Below are 16,793 nucleotides of genomic sequence, written 5' to 3' on the forward strand. Positions count from 1 at the left end.
GCCGACAGACGGCTCCCGCGAAGAACTTCGGGAAAGCCCTAGTTCTTGATGTTGGAAAGTCGAAGCTGACGGGCGCGGGTCAGGATGGCGTTCTCGATGTCGGTCGCCGTCTGCTCGGTGGCGGCGGTGTCCGTCCAGGCGCCGCTGGCGTCCTTGACCTGCTTGAAGATCGTGACGTTCAGGCCGTCGGCGCGCAGGCGGGTGTCCAGGATGTAGACGGTCGCCTTGAAGCGCTCGTCCGGCTTTTCCGGATTGGTGTACCAGTCGGTGACGATCACGCCGCCGTAGGGATCGGCCGAGGCCAGGGGCATGAAGGCCAGGGTGTCGAGGCTGGCGCGCCACAGGAAGCCGTTGACGCCGATCACGCCGGCCTGGGACGTGGACTTGCCGCCGCCGCGACCCCCGAACAGCTTGAAGCCCGGCTCGTCGTTCTGGGTCGTGAAAGTACCCCCGCCCTTGTTCCCGCCGCAGGCCGAAACCCCGGTCAGGACGGTCAACGCCAGAACGCCAGCGGCGACGCCGCGCAACACCGACCCACGCTCAAACGCCATAGTACCTCGCTCCAATGTCTCGCCGACGCGTTCGCGCATCGCTGGCGCGCATCTCGGGCGCGCCCCCGCAGCCGGAAGCCGGTCTATAGCATGGTCGCGCTGCGTCAAAACAGGAATCGCGTGGCAGGACCGCCACAGGCGCCGCTTGAATCGACTCCTGCGACCTCTTGCCTAATCCAACCGTGGTTGACCGCGTTGTACTCAGGCCTTTAATCGATAATCAGGGAGCCCGCTCCTATATAGGGTTATTGAGGCGCGGGTTGGGGATTGGGTTCGAGTAACATGTTCGCCGCACGGTATTTCATGGCAGGGGCCGCCACGCTGATCCTTCTGGGATCGGCTTCGGGCGCCTATGCCCAGAGCAAGCCGCGCACGACCACGCCTGATTTCGCCGTCAAGAACGACTTCAGCAATCCGACCCCGATCGCGCCGTTCAACCCGCAGCAAGGCCCGAAGAAGTCCCTGAAATGGGACGACAAGAAGGGCAAGTGGGGTCTCAAGCTCGATCTCGACCAGCCCGTGGGCCGCGAGATGGAAGCCAAGGACGTCCAGGCCGGCGCCTATTACAGCGTCACCCCGTCGATCCGTGTCGGCGGCGCCGTGGCCCTGGGCGACCAGAACCCGGCCCTGGCCGCTCGCCGCAACGAGATCCAGGAGCCCGCGCCGCGGGTGAAGCTGGAAACCGCGTTCAAGTTCTAGAACGCGATCAGGCGCCCAGAGGGGCGCTCAGCGCCTCCACCGCCGCGATCCCGACAATCCCCGTGCCCAGCAGCCGCGCGACCGTGTCGGCGCGCACGCCGCCCAGGGCGTAGACCGGCGTCTCCACCGCCTCGACGATCCGTTTCAGGCCTTCCACGCCCAGCGGCGCGCCCGCCGAGAGGCTGCGGCTGGGGAAGACCGGCGACACCACCAGGGCGTCCGCGCCCGCCATGACGCCAGCGTGGGCCGCCTCCAGGCCGTGGGCGGCGACCGTGACCAGCCAGTCCGGATGGGCCTCGCGCAGGTGGGGCAGGGTGGAGGCCAGGCGTTCGGGCAGGTGAAGGCCGTCGGCCTCGACCGCCCGCGCCAGCGCCGCGTCGGCCCCGACCAGCAGCAGCAGGCCCCGCCGCCGCGTGATCTCGCGCAGCCGCGCTCCCCGCGCCGCCGCGTCCGGCGCGCCGAACGCCCGGAACACCACCGCCGCCCCGGCCGGCAGGCGCTCGGCGACACTTTCGGGATCGGGCGTCCGCTCGGGATCGGTGAAGAACAGCAGGTTCGGCAGCGGCTTTCCGCGCACCAGCCATGGGCGAAGGCGCGCCGCCGTTCTAGACAGGGCTTCCATCTGGTCGCTCACGTGCTTGAAGCCATGTCTGAAGTCTACGCCTCGATCCAAAACCGCATCCGGGCCGCCGCCGTGGCCGCCGGCCGGCCGGCCGACGCGGTCACCCTGGTGGCGGTGTCCAAGCTGCAGCCGTGGGACCATATCGCGCCCATTCTCGACGCGGGCCAGCGGGTGTTCGGGGAAAATCGTGTCCAGGAGGCCATGGGCCGCTGGAGCGAACGACGGGACCAGGTCGAACTGCGCCTGATCGGGCCCCTGCAGAGCAACAAGGCCCGCGACGCGGTGGCCTTCTTCGACGTGATCGAAAGCCTCGACCGCGAAAAACTGGCCCATGTGCTGGCCGCCGAGATCCAGGCCCAGGGCCGGGCCCCTCGCCTGTTCGTCCAGGTCAACACCGGCGAGGAGCCGCAGAAGGCCGGGATCGCGCCCGACGAGGCCGACGGCTTCATCGCCCTGTGCCGGGGCCTGGACCTACCGGTGGACGGCCTGATGTGCATCCCGCCGGCCGAAGGTGATCCCACCCCGCATTTCCGGTTGCTGGGCCAGATCGCGGCCCGGAACGGGCTGACCAAGCTGTCCATGGGCATGAGCGACGACTTCGAGACCGCCATCGCCTGCGGGGCGACGTCGGTGCGGGTGGGGTCGGCCCTGTTCGGAAGCCGCGCCTGACCCTCGCTTCCGTCGAGAGAGGGCTATCGCCTATCGCTTCGCGCAGAAAATTGTCATCCCGGACAAGCCTGGCGAAGCCAAGCGCCGATCCGGGACCGCCACAAGCGCCGCGTCCACGCCCCGGTCCCGGATCTTCGCGCTGCGCGCTCGTCCGGGATGACAACGGCCTTTGGTCATAGGCGACAACCCTGCCCGCAGGGGGAGAAGGATCAGGCCAGAATTTCCACCGCATCCCCTGGCTTGGCCGCCGCCAGGAGCGCCTCGACGTCCTCGCGCGCCAGGGCCACGCAGCCTTCGGTGCCCGGATAGCCGTCGCGGGCCAGGTGCAGGAAGATCGCCGAGCCCAGGCCGGGGACGGGCGGGTCGTCGTTGTGGCCCAGCACCACCACCAGGTCATAGACGGGATCGTCGCGCCACAGCCGCTCGGCGCTGGCGGGGTAGGGCAGCTTGACGGGCCGGTTATAGGCCGGGTCGCCGGGCGCGTCGCACCAGCCGTCATCCGGCGCCATCGGCCGGGTCGCCAGGGCCGTCGCCGGGCCGTGCGGATAGACGTCGGGCCTGTAGAGGACGTAGCGGATCGGCCAGGCGCCGGCCGGGCTACGGTTGTCGCCCTCGCGCTTGTCGGCGGCGGCGATGACGCCGACCTTGCCGAGCGCCGCGCGCGCCGACCCTCCATCCCACTCGATCCGGCCGTTCCAGGGGCTGGATCCGTCGGGGCGGGCGCGAAAGATCGTCAAGACACGGTCTCCAAGGGCGTTGCGGCGCCGGGAACGAGAACCGCCCTTGGCGCCGGGGGCCGCAGCGGTGCATGTTCCCGCCCATGGCGCAACGCAAAACCCTTCTTCTGGTCGACGACGACGATGATCTGCGCGGGGCCCTGGCCGAGCAGCTCGCCCTCCACGAGGAGTTCGCGGTCGCCGAGGCGCCCACGGCCGGCGAGGGCGTGCGGATGGCCCGGGAGCTCAAGCCCGACCTCGTCCTGCTGGATGTCGACCTGCCCGACATGGACGGCCGCGAGGCCTGCCGCCTGATGCGCAAGAACGGCGTCACCGCGCCGGTGATCATGCTGACGGCGGCGGCAAGCGACAGCGACACCATCCTGGGCCTGGAATCCGGCGCCAACGACTATGTGACCAAGCCCTTCCGCTTCGGCGTGCTGTTGGCCCGCATCCGCGCCCAGCTGCGCAGCTACGAGGCCTCCGAGGACGCCCTGTTCCGGATCGGCCCTTACGAGTTCCGGCCGTCGGCCAAGCTGCTGATCGACGAGAAGCAGAAGAAGGTCCGGCTGACCGAGAAGGAAACCAACATCCTCAAGTACCTCTACCGAGCCGGGTCCAAGCCGGTGTCGCGCGAGGAGCTGCTGACCGAGGTCTGGGGCTACAACGCCGGCGTCACCACCCACACGCTGGAGACCCACGTCTACCGCCTGCGCCAGAAGATCGAGCCCGACCCGGCCGTGGCGCGGATCCTGATCACCGAGATGGGCGGGTATCGGCTGCAGCCTTGATCACGGTTGGGGACAGGCGCATGCGCCTGTCCCCATTCCAGCAAAAAGCCCCGGCCGCTTGGAGCGACCGGGGCTTTTGTCATTCAGCGCTCAGCTCGTGATCAGGCGTTGCCGACCACGACGCCTTCGGCCTGGGCCTTGCGGGCGGCGTAGACGCCGGCGAAGTCGATCGGGTCGATCAGGAAGGGCGGAAAGCCGCCTTCGGTGGTGACGTCCGAGACCAGGCGACGGGCGTAGGGGAACAGGAAGCGCGGGCACTCGATCAGCAGCACCGGCTCCAGCTGGTCTTCCGGCACGCCGGAGATGTGGAACAGGCCGCCGTACATCACCTCGACGTGGAACACCGGCTGCTCGTCGCGGGTGGCGCGGGCCGACAGCTTCAGGTCCACCTCGAACAGGCCGTCGGGACGGCCGCGGGCGTTCATCTCGACGCCCATGTCGATGGCCGGCGGGGCGCCGCCGGTGCGTAGGGAGTCGGGGGCGTGCGGGCTCTCGAACGAGAAGTCGCGCACGAACTGGGCGATGATGCGGATGCCGGTTTCGCCGGGCGCGCCGTCTTCGGAAGCGGCGGGCGGAGCGGCGGTGGTGTCGGTCATGTGCGATAAATCCGTATTCGGCGTCGAAATTGGCCGCTAGGAGAGAGCCGGGCTGCTAACACGGGGGCGGCTGGCGCGCAACGCCAGGCGCCTGACGCGCGAGCCCGTTATGGCCTATATAGGTCCGATAAGGCGCGTCGGCCGAACGAGCGGAAAATATCGTGTTTGAATGGATTATCCTCGCGGCCCTGGCCGCGGTCGTCCTCTACCAGCTCTACGCCACCCTGGGTCGCCGGGTCGGGCGTCAGCCCGAGGACGCGCCGCAGCCCGTTCCCGCCAACGCCCCGGCGCGCGACCTGAAGACCGTCGAGGCCCCGCCCGAAGCCCTGTCGGGCATCGCCGCCCTGCGCGCCCGCCAGGCCGACTTCGACATCGGCCATTTCCTGAGCGGCGCCCGCCAAGCTTACGAGATGATCGTCAAGGCCTTCGCCGCCAGTGACCGCGAGACGCTGCGGCCGTTGCTGTCGCCGGACGTGATGGCCAATTTCGAAACCGCCATCGCGGCCCGCGAGGCCCAGAACCGCACCGAGAAGGCCGAATTCCTGGTCCCGCCGCGCACCGACCTTGACTCCGTCTCCGTCGAGGGCGACGTCGCCAAGGCGGTGGTCCGCATCCTGGCCGAGATCCGCACCCGCTCGACCAGCGCCGAGGGCGAGGCCGTCGACGACCGTCGCACCGCCGACCTGTGGACCTTCCAGCGCGACCTGAAGAGCAGGAACCCGAACTGGACCCTGGTCCGCGTCGACGTCGCGGAGGCCTGATGCTCCGTCAGGGTTTTGTCGCCGCCTTCGCCCTGCTGGCGCTGGCGGCCTGTACGACCGCGCCGGTCCGGCCGGCGGGCCCCGTCACGCCGGGGACAACCCCGCCGCCGGTCGCCCACACCGCCCCTTCGACGCCCGTGTCGTTCAACGACCTGGCCGGCTGGTCGCAGGAAGACCACCTGGGCGCCCTGGACGCCTTCCGCCAGGGCTGCGGCGCGGCCAAGGATCCGGCCCTGGTCGAGGTCTGCCGCAAGGCGCGGGCCGAGCGGGTTGGAAATGACGACGACGCCCGACGCTTCCTCGAGGCCAATTTCCGCCCCGAGGCCCTTCCGGGCCAGGGCCTGCTGACCGCCTATTTCGCCCCGGAATACGAGGCGCGGATGTCGCGCTCGGCCGAGTTCAGCGCCCCCATGCGCGGCAAGCCGGCCGATCTGGTCACCCTGGACCTCGCCCAGTTCGATCCGGGCCTGACGGGCAAGAAGGTCGCCGGCGAGATCGAGGGCGGCCAGGTGCTGCCCTATCCCGACCGCGCCGCCATCGAGGCGACGCCGGAGACCCGTCCGCTGGCCTGGCTGCGGCCGGAGGACCTGTTCTTCCTGCAGATCCAGGGCTCGGGCGTGCTGGTCCTGCCGGACGGCCGCCGGGTCCGCGCGGCCTTCGCGGCCCATAACGGCCGGCCGTTCGTCGGCATCGCCACCCCGATGCGCGACCGCGGCCTGCTGGCCGACAACAACACCTCCGGCGACGCCATCCGCGCCTGGCTGGCCAATCATCGCGGTCCGGAAGCCGACGCCATCATGCGGCTGAACCCGCGCTACGTGTTCTTCCAGACCCTGCCGGACGACGGCAGGCAGGCGGTGGGCGCGGCGGGGGTGCCGCTGCCCCCCGGCCGGGCGATCGCCGTCGATCCCGGCAGGCACGCGATGGGCGAGCTCTTCTGGCTGGACGCCAGCGCGCCCAAGCTGGCGGGCGGCTTTCCGACCTATCGCCGCCTGGCGGTGGCCCTGGACGTCGGCGGGGCGATCAAGGGCGAGGTGCGGGCCGACCTCTACACCGGCACGGGGGCGGCGGCCGGAGCCGAGGCCGGGCGCGTGCGCCACGACCTGCGCCTCTACCGCCTCGTCCCCCGGGGCTGATCATGAAGCGCCCCCCTCGCCAGGACGAACTGCGCCTGTGGGGCATGGTCACGGCCACGGTGAAGGCCAAGACGGTCCAGAAGGCCGCCGGCTGGACGCCGAAGGCCCAGAAGTCCCTGGTCCAGCCGACCAGCCTGCAGCCGATGGCCCCGCTGCTGGTCGATCCCAAGACGATCAAGCCAGCCGGCGCCAAACGCCCTCCCGGGCCCCTGGAGGGCATCGAACCCAATCGCAAGCGCAAGATCGCCCGCGAGCACGCGCCGCTCGACGCTCGCCTAGACCTTCACGGCCTGGACCAGGATCGCGCCCGACCGGTGCTGGAGGCCTTCCTGCGCCGCGCCTGGGCGGACGGCCACCGCGCGGCCCTGGTGGTCACCGGCAAGGGCAAGCTGGGGGTGGGCGTCCTGCGGGCCCGCACGCCCGAATGGCTGGCCGACCCGGCCCTGCGTGACATCGTGGCGGGCGTGTCGCCGGCCGACAAGCGGCACGGCGGCGACGGGGCCCTGTACGTGGCCCTGAAGCGGCGTCCGCCGAAGGTTTAGCGCCCGCTCATCCCGGCGAATGCCGGGACCCAGATCCCAGAGCGGTGTGGTGGAAAAGCTCAACGCTCCTGGCGTCAGCCTCAAAGCCATTCCATCTGGGTCCCGGCATTCGCCGGGATGAGCGGAGTTTTGTAGCTTCGCCGCGCCCTCGCCATGATCTCGGCGTCAAGCTTCGCCGCGTTCGGAGAGGCGAGATGGACATCGAGATCGGGGCCGAGGCCAAGGACAAAAGCTTCAACCGGCGGGTGGCGATCACCGTCGTCGCCCTGTCGATCTTCATGGGCCTGTGCGGGGTCAAGGACGGCAACATCGTCCAGGCCATGCAGCAGGCCCAGTCGAGCGGCGTCGACGCCTGGGACCAGTACCAGGCCAACAAGACCAAGCTGCACATCGACGAGACGGCGCTGGCCCAGACCCGTTTCCTGGCCTTGTCGGGCGATGCGCGGGCGGCGGCGCCCGAGGCGGCCGAGATCGCCCGTCTCGGCGCCGAGATCGCCAAGTACAAGGCCGAGGTCCCGGCGCTGAAATCCCGGGCCGATGGCTTCCAGGCCCAGTATGACGCGCTCAACGTCCACGACGACCAGTTCGACGCCGCCGACGCCCTGAACTCCATCGCCGTATCGATCGCGGCCGTGGCGGCGCTGGTCGAGATTCCGGCGGCGCTGTGGGCGTCCTGGGCGTTCGGCGCCCTGGGGATCGTCATGGGCCTGGCGGGCTTCCTGGGCTGGAGCCTGCACTCGGCGTTCCTCAGCAAGCTGCTGAGTTAGCTCCGTGGGGACAGGCGCATGCGCCTGTCCCCGGCTCAGGAACCGCCCCGCGACGCCTTCTCAGCCACGCCCGACGTGCCCTCGCGCGCCGCCAGTTTCTCGGCCACCGCGTCGAGCGAGACGCCCGAGGCGGCCATCAGGGCCAGCCAGTGGTACAGCAGGTCGGCGCTCTCGCTGGCCAGGGCGTCAGGTCCTTGGGCGACGGCGGCGATCACCGTCTCGACGGCTTCCTCGCCCAGCTTCTTGGCGGCCAGGGCCGGGTCGTTCAGCAGCCTGGCGGTGTAGGAGGTCGCCGGATCGCCGCCCTTGCGGGCTTCGATCGTCGCGGCCAGGCGCTCCAGGACTTCGAACAGCGTGCTCACGCGGCCCCCTTCAGGTCGTCCAGGCGCACGGGGATGCCGGCCTGCGCCATGGCCCGCTTGGCCTCGCCGACGCTGATCTCGCCGAAGTGGAAGATCGAGGCGGCCAGCACGGCGGCGGCGTGGCCATCGCGGGCGGCTTCGACGAGGTGGTCGGTCTTGCCGGCCCCGCCCGAGGCGATCACCGGCACGGTCACCGCGCCGGTCACGGCCTTCAGCAGGGGGATGTCGTAGCCGATCCTGGCCCCGTCGCGGTCCATCGAGGTCAGCAGGATCTCGCCCGCCCCGCGCTCGACGACCTTGGCGGCCCAGTCGACCACGTCGATCCCGGTGTCCTTGCGGCCGCCATAGGTCCAGACGTTCCAGCCCGAGCCGTCCGCGCGGGCCTTGGCGTCGATGGCGACGACCACGCACTGGGCGCCGAAGGCGTCGGCCCCGGCCGCCACCAGGTCGGGGTTCTCGACCGCGGCGGTGTTGACCGAGACCTTGTCGGCCCCGGCCAGCAGCAGGCGGCGCATGTCGCCGACCTGGCGCACGCCGCCGCCGACCGAGACCGGCATGAAACAGACCTCGGCGGTGCGGGAAATCACGTCCAGGATCAGGCCGCGGCCCTCGCTGGAGGCGGTGATGTCCAGGAACATCAGCTCGTCGGCCCCGGCCGCATCATAGGCGCGGGCCTGCTCCACCGGGTCGCCGGCGTCGCGCAGGGCCACGAAGTTGACCCCCTTGACCACCCGGCCGTCCTTGACGTCCAGGCAAGGAATGATCCGGGTCTTCAGCATCAGGCGGCCGCTATGGTCAGGGCTTCGGCCGGCTTGATCGTGCCGGCGTAAAGCGAGCGGCCCAGGATGGCGCCGGCGATCTCGACCCCCGGGCGGGCCTTCAGCCGCTCGATGTCGGCCACCGAGGCCACGCCGCCCGAGGCGATCACCGGGATCGACACCGCGTCGGCCAGTTCGCCCACGCCCTCGACATTGACGCCGGTCAGGGCGCCGTCGCGGCTGATGTCGGTGACGATCAGGGCGGCCACGCCCACGTCCTCGAAGCGCTTGCCCAGGGTGATGGCGTCCAGGTCCGACAGGCCGGTCCAGCCGTCGACCGCCACCTTGCCGTCGCGCACGTCGACGGCGACGGCGATCTGTTCGGGCCACAGGCGGGCGGCCTTGCGGACCAGGTCGGGGTCATGCACGGCCACGGTGCCCAGGATCACGCGGCTGACGCCGGCCTCGATCCAGGCCTCGACGCCTTCCAGGGTGCGGATGCCGCCACCCAGCTGCACCGGGATCGAGATCGACTCCAGGATCGACTGCACCGCGGCGGTGTTGACCGACTTGCCCTGGATGGCGCCGTTCAGGTCGACCACGTGCAGCCAGGAGAAGCCGTCGCGCACGAAACGTTCGGCCTGGTCGGCCGGGCTGGTGTTGAAGACCGTGGCCTTCTCCATGTCGCCGTGCAGCAGGCGCACGCACTGGCCGTCCTTCAGGTCGATGGCGGGATAGAGGATCATGGGCGCCATTCCAGGAAGTTGGCGAGCAGGGCGAGCCCCGCGGCTTGGGATTTTTCGGGGTGGAACTGTACGCCCGCCACGTTGCCCTTGGCCACAGCGGCCGTGAACGGACCGCCATGGTCGGTGGTGGCCAGCACGTCGGCCGGGTCGGCCGGGGTCAGGGCGAAGGAGTTGGCGAAGTACATGTGGGCGCCGTCTTCGACGCCCTTGAACAGGGGGTGAGCGCGCGTGAAGGCGATCGCGTTCCAGCCCATGTGCGGAATGGTCAGGGCCGGATCGTTCGGCTCCAGCTTCTTCACCTGGCCGCCGATCCAGTCGAGGCCCGGCGTGACGCCGAATTCCAGACCTTCGCTCGCCAATAGTTGGTGGCCGACGCAGATGCCCAGGAACGGCGCGCCCTTGCCATGCACGGCCTGGTTCATCGCCTCGTAGACCCCGGACGCGTCCAGGCCCGCGCGGCACGAGGCGAAGGCCCCCACGCCGGGCAGCACCACGCGGTCGGCGGCGGCCACGATCGAGGGCTCGGCGGTGACAACGATGTCAGCGTCGATGCCGTGGCGGCGGGCCGCCTCGCGCAGGGCTTTCTCGGCCGAGCGCAGGTTGCCCGACCCGTAATCGATCAGGGCGACGGTCTGCATGAAATCAAATTCCCTACAGCACGCCCTTGGTGGAGGGGGCATGGCCGCCGGTCTTGGGGTCGATCTCGACCGCCTGACGCAGCGCCCGGGCCAGGGCCTTGAACCCGCTCTCGGCGACATGGTGGGTGTTGTCGCCGTACAGGGTCTCCAGGTGGACGCACGCCCCGCAGTTCATGGCGAACGCGTGGTGGAACTCCTTGAACAGCTCGGTGTCCATCTCGCCGACCTTGGGCCGCTTGAAGTCGACCTTCCAGATCAGGTAGGGCCGGTTGGACAGGTCGATGGCGCAACGCGTCAGGGTCTCGTCCATCGGGATATAGGCGTGGCCGAACCGGCGAATGCCCTTGAAGCCGTCCAGCGCCTTGTGGATCGCCTGGCCCAGCACGATGCCGGTGTCTTCCACCGTGTGGTGCATGTCGATGTGCAGGTCGCCCTTGGTCTCGACCTTCAGGTCGAAGCCGCCGTGGCGCGAGAAGCTCTCCAGCATGTGGTCGTAGAACCCGATGCCGGTGGAGATCGTCGAGGCGCCGGTCCCGTCGAGATCGATCCAGACCCGGATCTGGGTCTCCTTCGTCTCGCGGACCACTTCAGCGGTGCGGGCCATGGCTTGGTCTACAGTCCGTTCTTGTCCTAGAGGCCGTTTCGGGCGGCCAGCGCGCGCAGGGAGACCTGCGGACGCGGACCATAGTGGTCGATCACCTCGGCGGCGGCTAGGGAGCCCAGCTGGCCGCAGACCGGCAGCGGACGGCCCTGGGCCAGGCCGTAGAGGAAACCTGCGGCGTATTGGTCGCCCGCGCCGGTCGTGTCCACGACTTTTTCCACCGGATAGGCCGAGATTTCGTGTAAGGCCGCGTGCGAGGCGACGATCGAGCCCTTGGCGCCACGGGTGACCGCGGCGATCTCGACCAGGCCGGCCAGGGCTTTGACGGCGGCGTCGAAGTCGGTCGTCTCGAACAGCGAGCAGATTTCGCTCTCGTTGGCGAACACCACGTCGCACTGGGTCTCGATGAAGCCCAGCAGGGCGCCGCGGTGGCGGTCGACCATGAAGCTGTCGCTCAGGGTCATGGAGATCTTGCGGCCCGCGCCGTGGCTCAGGGCCGCGGCCTTGGCGAAGGCGCGGCGAGCTTCGGGCGGGTCGAACAGATAGCCCTCCAGATAGGAGAATTGCGCGGCCTCGATGATCGCCGGATCGACGTCGGCCGGGTTCAGCTCGACGCACGCGCCCAGATAGGTCGACATGGTGCGCTGAGCGTCGGCTGTGACGTTGATCAGGCTCTGGGCCGTGGCCGGGCCTTCCGCCAGCGGCGGGGTGGAGAAGTCGCAGCCGATGGCCTTCATGTCGTGGCGGAACACGTTGCCCAGCTGGTCGTCGGCGACCTTGCCGATGAAGGCGACCTTGCCACCGAAGCTGGCGACGCCGGCGGCGGTGTTGGCGGCCGAGCCGCCCGAGGCCTCGATGCCCGCGGCCATCACTTCGTACAGGCTGGCGGCGCGCGCCGGGTCGATCAACGCCATTGAGCCCTTGACCAGGCCCTCCCGCTCCAGGAACGCGTCGTCGCACTGGGCGATGACGTCGACGATGGCGTTGCCGATGGCGGCGACGTCGTAGAGAGCGGTCATGAAAGGCCTTATTCCGAAAAGCGCGACGCGCGCGGAGTACCGGATCGAGGGCCGCAAGGCAACGCGAGCCTTGCTCGCGGGCGCGCGGCGTTCTACCGCCAGGGCATGACCCCAGCCTCGACTGACGTCCTGATCCTGACCCCCGCGCCGGACGAGCCCCGCTTCGCCAGCACCTGGTCGCCAATTTTCGAACGCCTCGCGGCGCCGCTGCGGGCTCGCGGGCTGACCGTCGAGCCCGCCAGCTGGGTCGACGCCGAAACGCCTGGCGCCCGCGTGGTGCTGCCGTTGCTCGCCTGGGGCTACCATCTGCGGACCCAGGCGTGGTTCGCGCGGCTCGACGCCCTGGAGGCGGCTGGTGTCCGCCTGGTCAATCCCGCCGCGGTGCTGCGCTGGAACACCACCAAGACCTATCTGACGGAACTGGCCGCCAAGGGCGCGCCGGTGGTGCCGACCCACGCGGTCGACCGGTTGACGATGGCGGCGCTGGACCACGCCCGCGACGTGTTCGGCGTCGACGTGCTGGTGACCAAGCCGCAGATCTCCGGCGGTTCGCAGGACACGGTCAAGCTGCGCCACGCCGACGGCCTGGCCGGCTGCACGACGGGACCGGCCCTGATCCAGCCCTTCCTGCCCGCCGTCGGCGAGGAGGGCGAACTGTCGCTGTTCTATTTCGACGGCCAGTTCAGCCACGCGGTGGCCAAGGTGGCCGTGGCCGGCGACTTCCGGGTCCAGCCGCAGTTCGGCGGCCAGGTCAGCGGCGTCGCGCCCGAGCCCGAGGCTCTGCGCGCGGCCGAAATGGTGCTGAAGGCGGCCGGTCCGCCCCTGACCTACGCCCGCGTCGACCTGATCCGCGGCCTGGACGGGACGCCGCAGCTGATGGAGCTGGAGGTCATCGAGCCGGACCTGTTCCTGGAGCACGCCCACGACGACGGCGCGGCGTTCGCGGCGGCGGTGGAGCGGGCGCTCTGAGTTAAGACCCTCCCCCCGTGGGGGAGGTGTCGGCGAAGCCGACGGTGGGGGGAGGTGATCGGCTGGTCGCCAGATCCTGGATCGACGACCCCAAAACTCCCCCCACCGATCGCTTCGCGATCGCCTCCCCCACGGGGGGAGGGTCTAGCCTCCGACGAACAGCTCCCGCGACGGACACAAATCCGCGATCCGGCAGATCTCACACTTGGGCTTGCGGGCCACGCAGACATATCGCCCGTGCAGGATCAGCCAGTGGTGCGCCCGGGTCTTGTAGCGGTCGGGCACGATCCGCATCAGGTCGTCCTCGACCGCGTCGGGCGTCTTGCCGGCCGAGAGCTTCAGGCGGTGCGAGACGCGGAACACGTGGGTGTCGACGGCGATGGCCGGCTCGATGTCCAGCTCGTTCAGCACCACGCTGGCGGTCTTGCGGCCCACGCCGGGCAGGCTTTCCAGCGCCGCGCGATTCAGCGGGACCTCGCCGCCATGGCGCTCGACCAGGATCCTGGCCGCGGCGATGACGTTCTTGGCCTTGGTCCGGTAGAGGCCGATCGAGGCGATATATCGCGTCAATTCCTCCTCCCCCAGCTCCAGCATCTTGGCGGCGCTGTCGGCGACCTGGAACAGGGGGCCGGTGGCTTTGTTGACCTGGACGTCGGTCGCCTGGGCCGACAGGGCCACCGCCGTCACCAGGGTGTAGGGGTTGGAATAATGCAGCTCGGTCTTGGGGTGGTGCTCCAGGCTCTCGAACCGAGAGAACAGCACCTCGACCCGCTCGCGCTCGGCCGGCGAGACTCGCTCGGCGGCGGGACGCTTCTTGGCGAGGGACTTGGGGGGCTTGCGCGCGGGGAGGACCATGGGCGGCGACCATGCCGTGATGCGCCCGGTTCGCCAAGCCGGGCCTCGCCAAGCCGCTCCGCCAGGCCTAAATCACCGCCATGGCCGCGCCGCTGTACATGGACGCCGTGATCAAGCCGAACCGCTCGATGAGCCGGCGCGGCCTGCACGTCGTGCTGGGCGTGATGATCGCCTTCAACCTGATGGTCGCGGTGTTCCTGCTGGTGCTGGGCGCGCCGCCGGTCCTGCCGTTCCTGGGACTGGATGTGCTGGCGGTATGGCTGGCCCTACGCGCCAGTTTTCGGGCCGCCGAGCGGGCCGAACGGATCCGGGTCACGGCCGAGGCGGTGACGGTCAGCCGCGAGGACGAGAAGGGCGCTCGGGTGATCTGGACCTCGCCGACCGCCTTCACCCGGGTCGGCGTCGACCAGCCGGGCGAGCACGAGACGCGGGTGCGGCTGATGATGTCGCGCAAGCGCCTGACCCTGGGCCGAGCGCTCAGCCCGCCCGAACGGGTGGATTTCGCCCGGGCGCTGGAGCGGGCGATCCTCGACGCACGGGCCGAGCGGTACGGCTAGAGCCGCAAGAACCGGGCGGACGAACGCCGGTCGCCGCATTATCTTCCTTCCATGGCCCTCGATATCTCCCCCTCGCAAGCCTTCGCCCACCTGACCGAGCGGTCGGCCGACTACGACCGCATGGCCAAGGCCCTGGCCTGGCTGGCCGACCGCTGGCAGGAGCGGCCGTCGCTGGACGAGGCCGCCCAGGCCGTCGGCCTGTCGCCGTTCCACTTCCAGCGGGTGTTCAGCCGTTGGGCCGGCGTCAGCCCCAAGACCTTCGTCGCCGCCATCGCCCACGCCGAGGCCCGCAAGTCGCTGGAGGAGGGGGCCAGCGTGCTCGACGCGGCCTATGACGCCGGCCTGTCGGGGCCCTCGCGCCTGCACGACCTGTTCATCGCCCAGGAGGCGGTCACCCCGGGCGACGTGCGCCGGCGCGGCGAGGGGATCAATCTCAGCTGGGGCTGGGCGCCGACCCCGTACGGCAAGGGCCTGTTCGTGATGGCCCCGCGCGGCCTGGCCGGCCTGGCCTTTTCCGACGGCGACGACGCGGCGACCTTCGAGGACATGCACCGGCGCTTTCCCGCGGCCGACTGGCGTCGCGACGACGAGGCGGCGGCCCGCACGGCCATCCACGCCTTCGCCGGGGGCGACCAGCCCCTGCCGGTGGTGCTGATCGGTTCGCCGTTCAACGTCCAGGTCTGGAAGGCCCTGCTGCGCATTCCGCCGGGCCGGACCTCTAGTTATGGCGAGATCGCCGCCTGGGCCGGCAGCCCGCGCGCCTATCAGGCCACCGGCGGGGCGATCGGGGCCAATCCGATCTCGCTGCTGATCCCCTGCCACCGGGCGATCGCCAAGGACGGCCGGTTGACCGGCTATCACTGGGGCCTGGGCCGCAAGGCGGCGATGCTGGGCATGGAGGCGGTGGCGGCAAGCACGTCGAATTAGATCCTCCCCCTGTGGGGGAGGTGTCGGCGAAGCCGACGGTGGGGGGAGTGATAGGTAGATAGCCGTGGCCCGGATCGGGGATCCTAAGCCTCCCCCCACCGAGCGCTTCGCGATCGCCTCCCCACAGGGGGAGGATCTGGGATCTACAGAATGAACCGGCTCAGATCCGCATTGGCCGCCAAAGCCCCGATCCGCTCCTGCACATAGGCCGCGTCCACCGTCACCGTCTCGCCGGAGCGGTCGGCGGCGGTGAAGCTGATCTCCTCGACCACTTTCTCCAGGATGGTCTGCAGGCGCCGGGCCCCGATGTTCTCGACCGAGGCGTTGACCGCCACCGCCGCGTCGGCCACGGCGTCGATCGCTTCCTCGGTGAACACCAGGGTCACGCCCTCGGTCAGCAACAGAGCCTGGTGCTGGCGGACCAGGTTGGCTTCCGGCTCGGTGAGGATGCGGCGCAGGTCGTCACGGGTCAGGCCCTTCAGCTCGACGCGGATCGGCAGGCGACCCTGCAGCTCGGGCAGCAGGTCGCTGGGCTTGGCCACGTGGAAGGCGCCCGAGGCGATGAACAGGATGTGGTCGGTCTTCACCGGCCCGTACTTGGTCGAGACTGTCGTGCCCTCGATCAGCGGCAGCAGGTCGCGCTGCACACCTTCGCGGCTGACGTCGGCGCCGCCGCGCTGGCTTGAGCTGGCGACCTTGTCGATCTCGTCCAGGAAGACGATGCCATGGTTCTCGGCCAGCTCCAGGGCTTCCTGGGTCAGCGCCTCCTGGTCGAGCAGCTTGTCGCTCTCCTCGGCGATCAGCGGCGCCCAGGCCCCGGCGACGGTGGTCTTGTGGGTCTTGGTGCGGCCGCCGCCGAACGACTTCATCATCTCCGACAGGTTCAGCACCGAGGCGCCCGGCTGGCCGGGGATCTCGAACATGCCGCCGCCGCCGGTGTCGGCCAGCTGCAGCTCGACCTCCTTGTCGTCCAGCTCGCCGGCCCGCAGCTTCTTGCGGAAGCTGTCGCGGGCGGCGGTGGCGCCCGGACCGGTCAGGGCGTCGAGGATCCGCTCCTCGGCCGCCGCCTCGGCCTTGGCCTTGACCCCGGCCCGGCGCTTGTCGCGAACCATGGCCAGGGCGCTTTCCACCAGGTCGCGGACGATCTGGTCGACGTCGCGGCCGACATAGCCGACCTCGGTGAACTTGGTGGCCTCGACCTTCAGGAACGGCGCCTGGGCCAGCTTGGCCAGGCGGCGGGCGATCTCGGTCTTGCCCACCCCCGTGGGACCGATCAGCAGGATGTTCTTGGGCGTGACCTCGTCGCGCAGGTCGGCCGGCACCCGGCGGCGGCGCCAGCGGTTGCGCAAGGCCACGGCGACGGCCTTCTTCGCCTCGGTATGGCCGACGATGTAGCGGTCGAGTTCGGAGACGATTTCGCGGGGGGAGAATTCGGTCATGATCTGCTGATCCGCCCTCGTCCTTCGACAAGCTCAGGATGAGGGCTACTGAAAGACGAAAGGCTCTGGAAG

Annotated in this window: 22 protein-coding genes; 10 read left to right on the forward strand and 12 right to left on the reverse strand. The window is 70.0% G+C overall.

Going from position 1 to position 16,793, the window contains the following annotated elements; translation table 11 throughout:
• Window positions 1-38 precede the first annotated feature (38 nt).
• On the reverse strand, window positions 39-566 hold the full coding sequence (locus ACSQ2G_RS08415) for a DUF3576 domain-containing protein (RefSeq protein WP_436030553.1): 528 nt from the start codon (window positions 564-566) through the stop codon (window positions 39-41).
• A gap of 267 nt (window positions 567-833) precedes the next feature.
• Between ACSQ2G_RS08415 and ACSQ2G_RS08420 the strand changes: the two genes are divergently transcribed.
• The gene (locus ACSQ2G_RS08420) at window positions 834-1,250 is read left to right on the forward strand and encodes an NtrZ family periplasmic regulatory protein (protein ID WP_436029918.1); all 417 of its coding nucleotides are present in this window, start codon (window positions 834-836) and stop codon (window positions 1,248-1,250) included.
• A gap of 7 nt (window positions 1,251-1,257) precedes the next feature.
• On the opposite strand, the gene ACSQ2G_RS08425 is transcribed toward ACSQ2G_RS08420, so the two are convergent.
• The gene (locus ACSQ2G_RS08425; protein WP_436029920.1) at window positions 1,258-1,872 is read right to left on the reverse strand and encodes a thiamine phosphate synthase; all 615 of its coding nucleotides are present in this window, start codon (window positions 1,870-1,872) and stop codon (window positions 1,258-1,260) included.
• A 24-nt stretch (window positions 1,873-1,896) separates the two neighbouring features.
• Between ACSQ2G_RS08425 and ACSQ2G_RS08430 the strand changes: the two genes are divergently transcribed.
• Window positions 1,897-2,541, forward strand: coding sequence for a YggS family pyridoxal phosphate-dependent enzyme (locus ACSQ2G_RS08430; RefSeq protein ID WP_436029922.1), 645 nt, complete (start codon window positions 1,897-1,899; stop codon window positions 2,539-2,541).
• A gap of 209 nt (window positions 2,542-2,750) precedes the next feature.
• Here the strand turns inward: ACSQ2G_RS08430 and ACSQ2G_RS08435 are convergent, their stop codons facing one another.
• Window positions 2,751-3,278, reverse strand: a complete 528-nt coding sequence (locus ACSQ2G_RS08435) for a L,D-transpeptidase family protein (protein WP_436029924.1) — start codon at window positions 3,276-3,278, stop codon at window positions 2,751-2,753.
• 83 nt (window positions 3,279-3,361) lie between these two features.
• Between ACSQ2G_RS08435 and ACSQ2G_RS08440 the strand changes: the two genes are divergently transcribed.
• Window positions 3,362-4,048 carry a response regulator transcription factor gene (locus ACSQ2G_RS08440; protein WP_029589393.1) on the forward strand — a complete coding sequence of 229 codons (687 nt, stop codon included), beginning with the start codon at window positions 3,362-3,364 and terminating at the stop codon, window positions 4,046-4,048.
• Window positions 4,049-4,149: 101 nt separating this feature from the next.
• Here ACSQ2G_RS08440 and secB read toward each other — a convergent pair whose 3' ends face one another.
• A complete protein-coding gene (gene secB, locus ACSQ2G_RS08445; protein ID WP_436029926.1) occupies window positions 4,150-4,644 on the reverse strand; it encodes a protein-export chaperone SecB in 495 nt (164 codons plus the stop codon).
• A 161-nt stretch (window positions 4,645-4,805) separates the two neighbouring features.
• Here secB and timA point away from each other — a divergent pair, with 161 nt between their 5' ends.
• The 4 genes from timA to ACSQ2G_RS08465 all read left to right on the forward strand — a co-directional run bounded on the left by timA (window position 4,806) and on the right by ACSQ2G_RS08465 (window position 7,850).
• Window positions 4,806-5,405 (forward strand): TIM44-related membrane protein TimA, encoded by a 600-nt coding sequence (gene timA / locus ACSQ2G_RS08450; RefSeq protein ID WP_436029928.1) that lies wholly within the window; start codon window positions 4,806-4,808, stop codon window positions 5,403-5,405.
• The gene (mltA, locus tag ACSQ2G_RS08455; RefSeq protein ID WP_436029930.1) at window positions 5,405-6,541 is read left to right on the forward strand and encodes a murein transglycosylase A; all 1,137 of its coding nucleotides are present in this window, start codon (window positions 5,405-5,407) and stop codon (window positions 6,539-6,541) included. The genes timA and mltA overlap by 1 nt, the downstream gene beginning before the upstream one ends.
• A 2-nt stretch (window positions 6,542-6,543) precedes the next feature.
• Complete coding sequence (locus ACSQ2G_RS08460) at window positions 6,544-7,083, forward strand: Smr/MutS family protein (RefSeq protein WP_436029932.1); 540 nt, start codon at window positions 6,544-6,546, stop codon at window positions 7,081-7,083.
• A gap of 194 nt (window positions 7,084-7,277) precedes the next feature.
• Window positions 7,278-7,850 (forward strand): DUF4337 domain-containing protein, encoded by a 573-nt coding sequence (locus tag ACSQ2G_RS08465; protein WP_436029933.1) that lies wholly within the window; start codon window positions 7,278-7,280, stop codon window positions 7,848-7,850.
• Window positions 7,851-7,885: 35 nt separating this feature from the next.
• Here ACSQ2G_RS08465 and ACSQ2G_RS08470 read toward each other — a convergent pair whose 3' ends face one another.
• The 6 genes from ACSQ2G_RS08470 to ACSQ2G_RS08495 are packed head-to-tail and all read right to left on the reverse strand — an operon-like array spanning window position 7,886 to window position 11,974.
• A complete protein-coding gene (locus tag ACSQ2G_RS08470) occupies window positions 7,886-8,212 on the reverse strand; it encodes a phosphoribosyl-ATP diphosphatase (protein WP_436029935.1) in 327 nt (108 codons plus the stop codon).
• Entirely contained in the window at window positions 8,209-8,991 is a 783-nt protein-coding gene (gene hisF / locus ACSQ2G_RS08475; protein ID WP_436029936.1) for an imidazole glycerol phosphate synthase subunit HisF, read from the reverse strand. The genes ACSQ2G_RS08470 and hisF overlap by 4 nt, the downstream gene beginning before the upstream one ends.
• Window positions 8,991-9,725 carry a 1-(5-phosphoribosyl)-5-[(5-phosphoribosylamino)methylideneamino]imidazole-4-carboxamide isomerase gene (gene hisA, locus ACSQ2G_RS08480; protein ID WP_436029938.1) on the reverse strand — a complete coding sequence of 245 codons (735 nt, stop codon included), beginning with the start codon at window positions 9,723-9,725 and terminating at the stop codon, window positions 8,991-8,993. Before hisA ends, hisF begins: the two co-directional genes overlap by 1 nt.
• Window positions 9,713-10,354, reverse strand: coding sequence for an imidazole glycerol phosphate synthase subunit HisH (gene hisH / locus ACSQ2G_RS08485; RefSeq protein ID WP_436029940.1), 642 nt, complete (start codon window positions 10,352-10,354; stop codon window positions 9,713-9,715). Before hisH ends, hisA begins: the two co-directional genes overlap by 13 nt.
• Before the next feature lie 13 nt (window positions 10,355-10,367).
• Window positions 10,368-10,958 carry an imidazoleglycerol-phosphate dehydratase HisB gene (gene hisB, locus ACSQ2G_RS08490; protein ID WP_436029942.1) on the reverse strand — a complete coding sequence of 197 codons (591 nt, stop codon included), beginning with the start codon at window positions 10,956-10,958 and terminating at the stop codon, window positions 10,368-10,370.
• 26 nt (window positions 10,959-10,984) lie between these two features.
• A complete protein-coding gene (locus ACSQ2G_RS08495) occupies window positions 10,985-11,974 on the reverse strand; it encodes an adenosine kinase (protein ID WP_436029944.1) in 990 nt (329 codons plus the stop codon).
• Between the two features lie 105 nt (window positions 11,975-12,079).
• On the opposite strand from ACSQ2G_RS08495, the gene ACSQ2G_RS08500 reads away from it, so the two are divergent.
• The gene (locus ACSQ2G_RS08500) at window positions 12,080-12,943 is read left to right on the forward strand and encodes an ATP-grasp domain-containing protein (RefSeq protein ID WP_436029946.1); all 864 of its coding nucleotides are present in this window, start codon (window positions 12,080-12,082) and stop codon (window positions 12,941-12,943) included.
• Between the two features lie 144 nt (window positions 12,944-13,087).
• Here ACSQ2G_RS08500 and nth read toward each other — a convergent pair whose 3' ends face one another.
• Window positions 13,088-13,798, reverse strand: coding sequence for an endonuclease III (gene nth, locus ACSQ2G_RS08505; RefSeq protein WP_436029948.1), 711 nt, complete (start codon window positions 13,796-13,798; stop codon window positions 13,088-13,090).
• Window positions 13,799-13,878: 80 nt separating this feature from the next.
• Here nth and ACSQ2G_RS08510 point away from each other — a divergent pair, with 80 nt between their 5' ends.
• Together ACSQ2G_RS08510 and ACSQ2G_RS08515 are read left to right on the forward strand one after the other, a co-directional pair.
• The gene (locus ACSQ2G_RS08510; protein WP_436029950.1) at window positions 13,879-14,355 is read left to right on the forward strand and encodes a DUF2244 domain-containing protein; all 477 of its coding nucleotides are present in this window, start codon (window positions 13,879-13,881) and stop codon (window positions 14,353-14,355) included.
• A 51-nt stretch (window positions 14,356-14,406) separates the two neighbouring features.
• Entirely contained in the window at window positions 14,407-15,282 is an 876-nt protein-coding gene (locus ACSQ2G_RS08515) for a methylated-DNA--[protein]-cysteine S-methyltransferase (protein ID WP_436029952.1), read from the forward strand.
• A 143-nt stretch (window positions 15,283-15,425) separates the two neighbouring features.
• On the opposite strand, the gene hslU is transcribed toward ACSQ2G_RS08515, so the two are convergent.
• A complete protein-coding gene (gene hslU, locus ACSQ2G_RS08520; protein ID WP_436029954.1) occupies window positions 15,426-16,721 on the reverse strand; it encodes an ATP-dependent protease ATPase subunit HslU in 1,296 nt (431 codons plus the stop codon).
• Window positions 16,722-16,793: the final 72 nt, after the last annotated feature.

The organism is Caulobacter sp. LjRoot300, assembly GCF_964253875.1.
Taxonomy (GTDB): domain Bacteria; phylum Pseudomonadota; class Alphaproteobacteria; order Caulobacterales; family Caulobacteraceae; genus Caulobacter.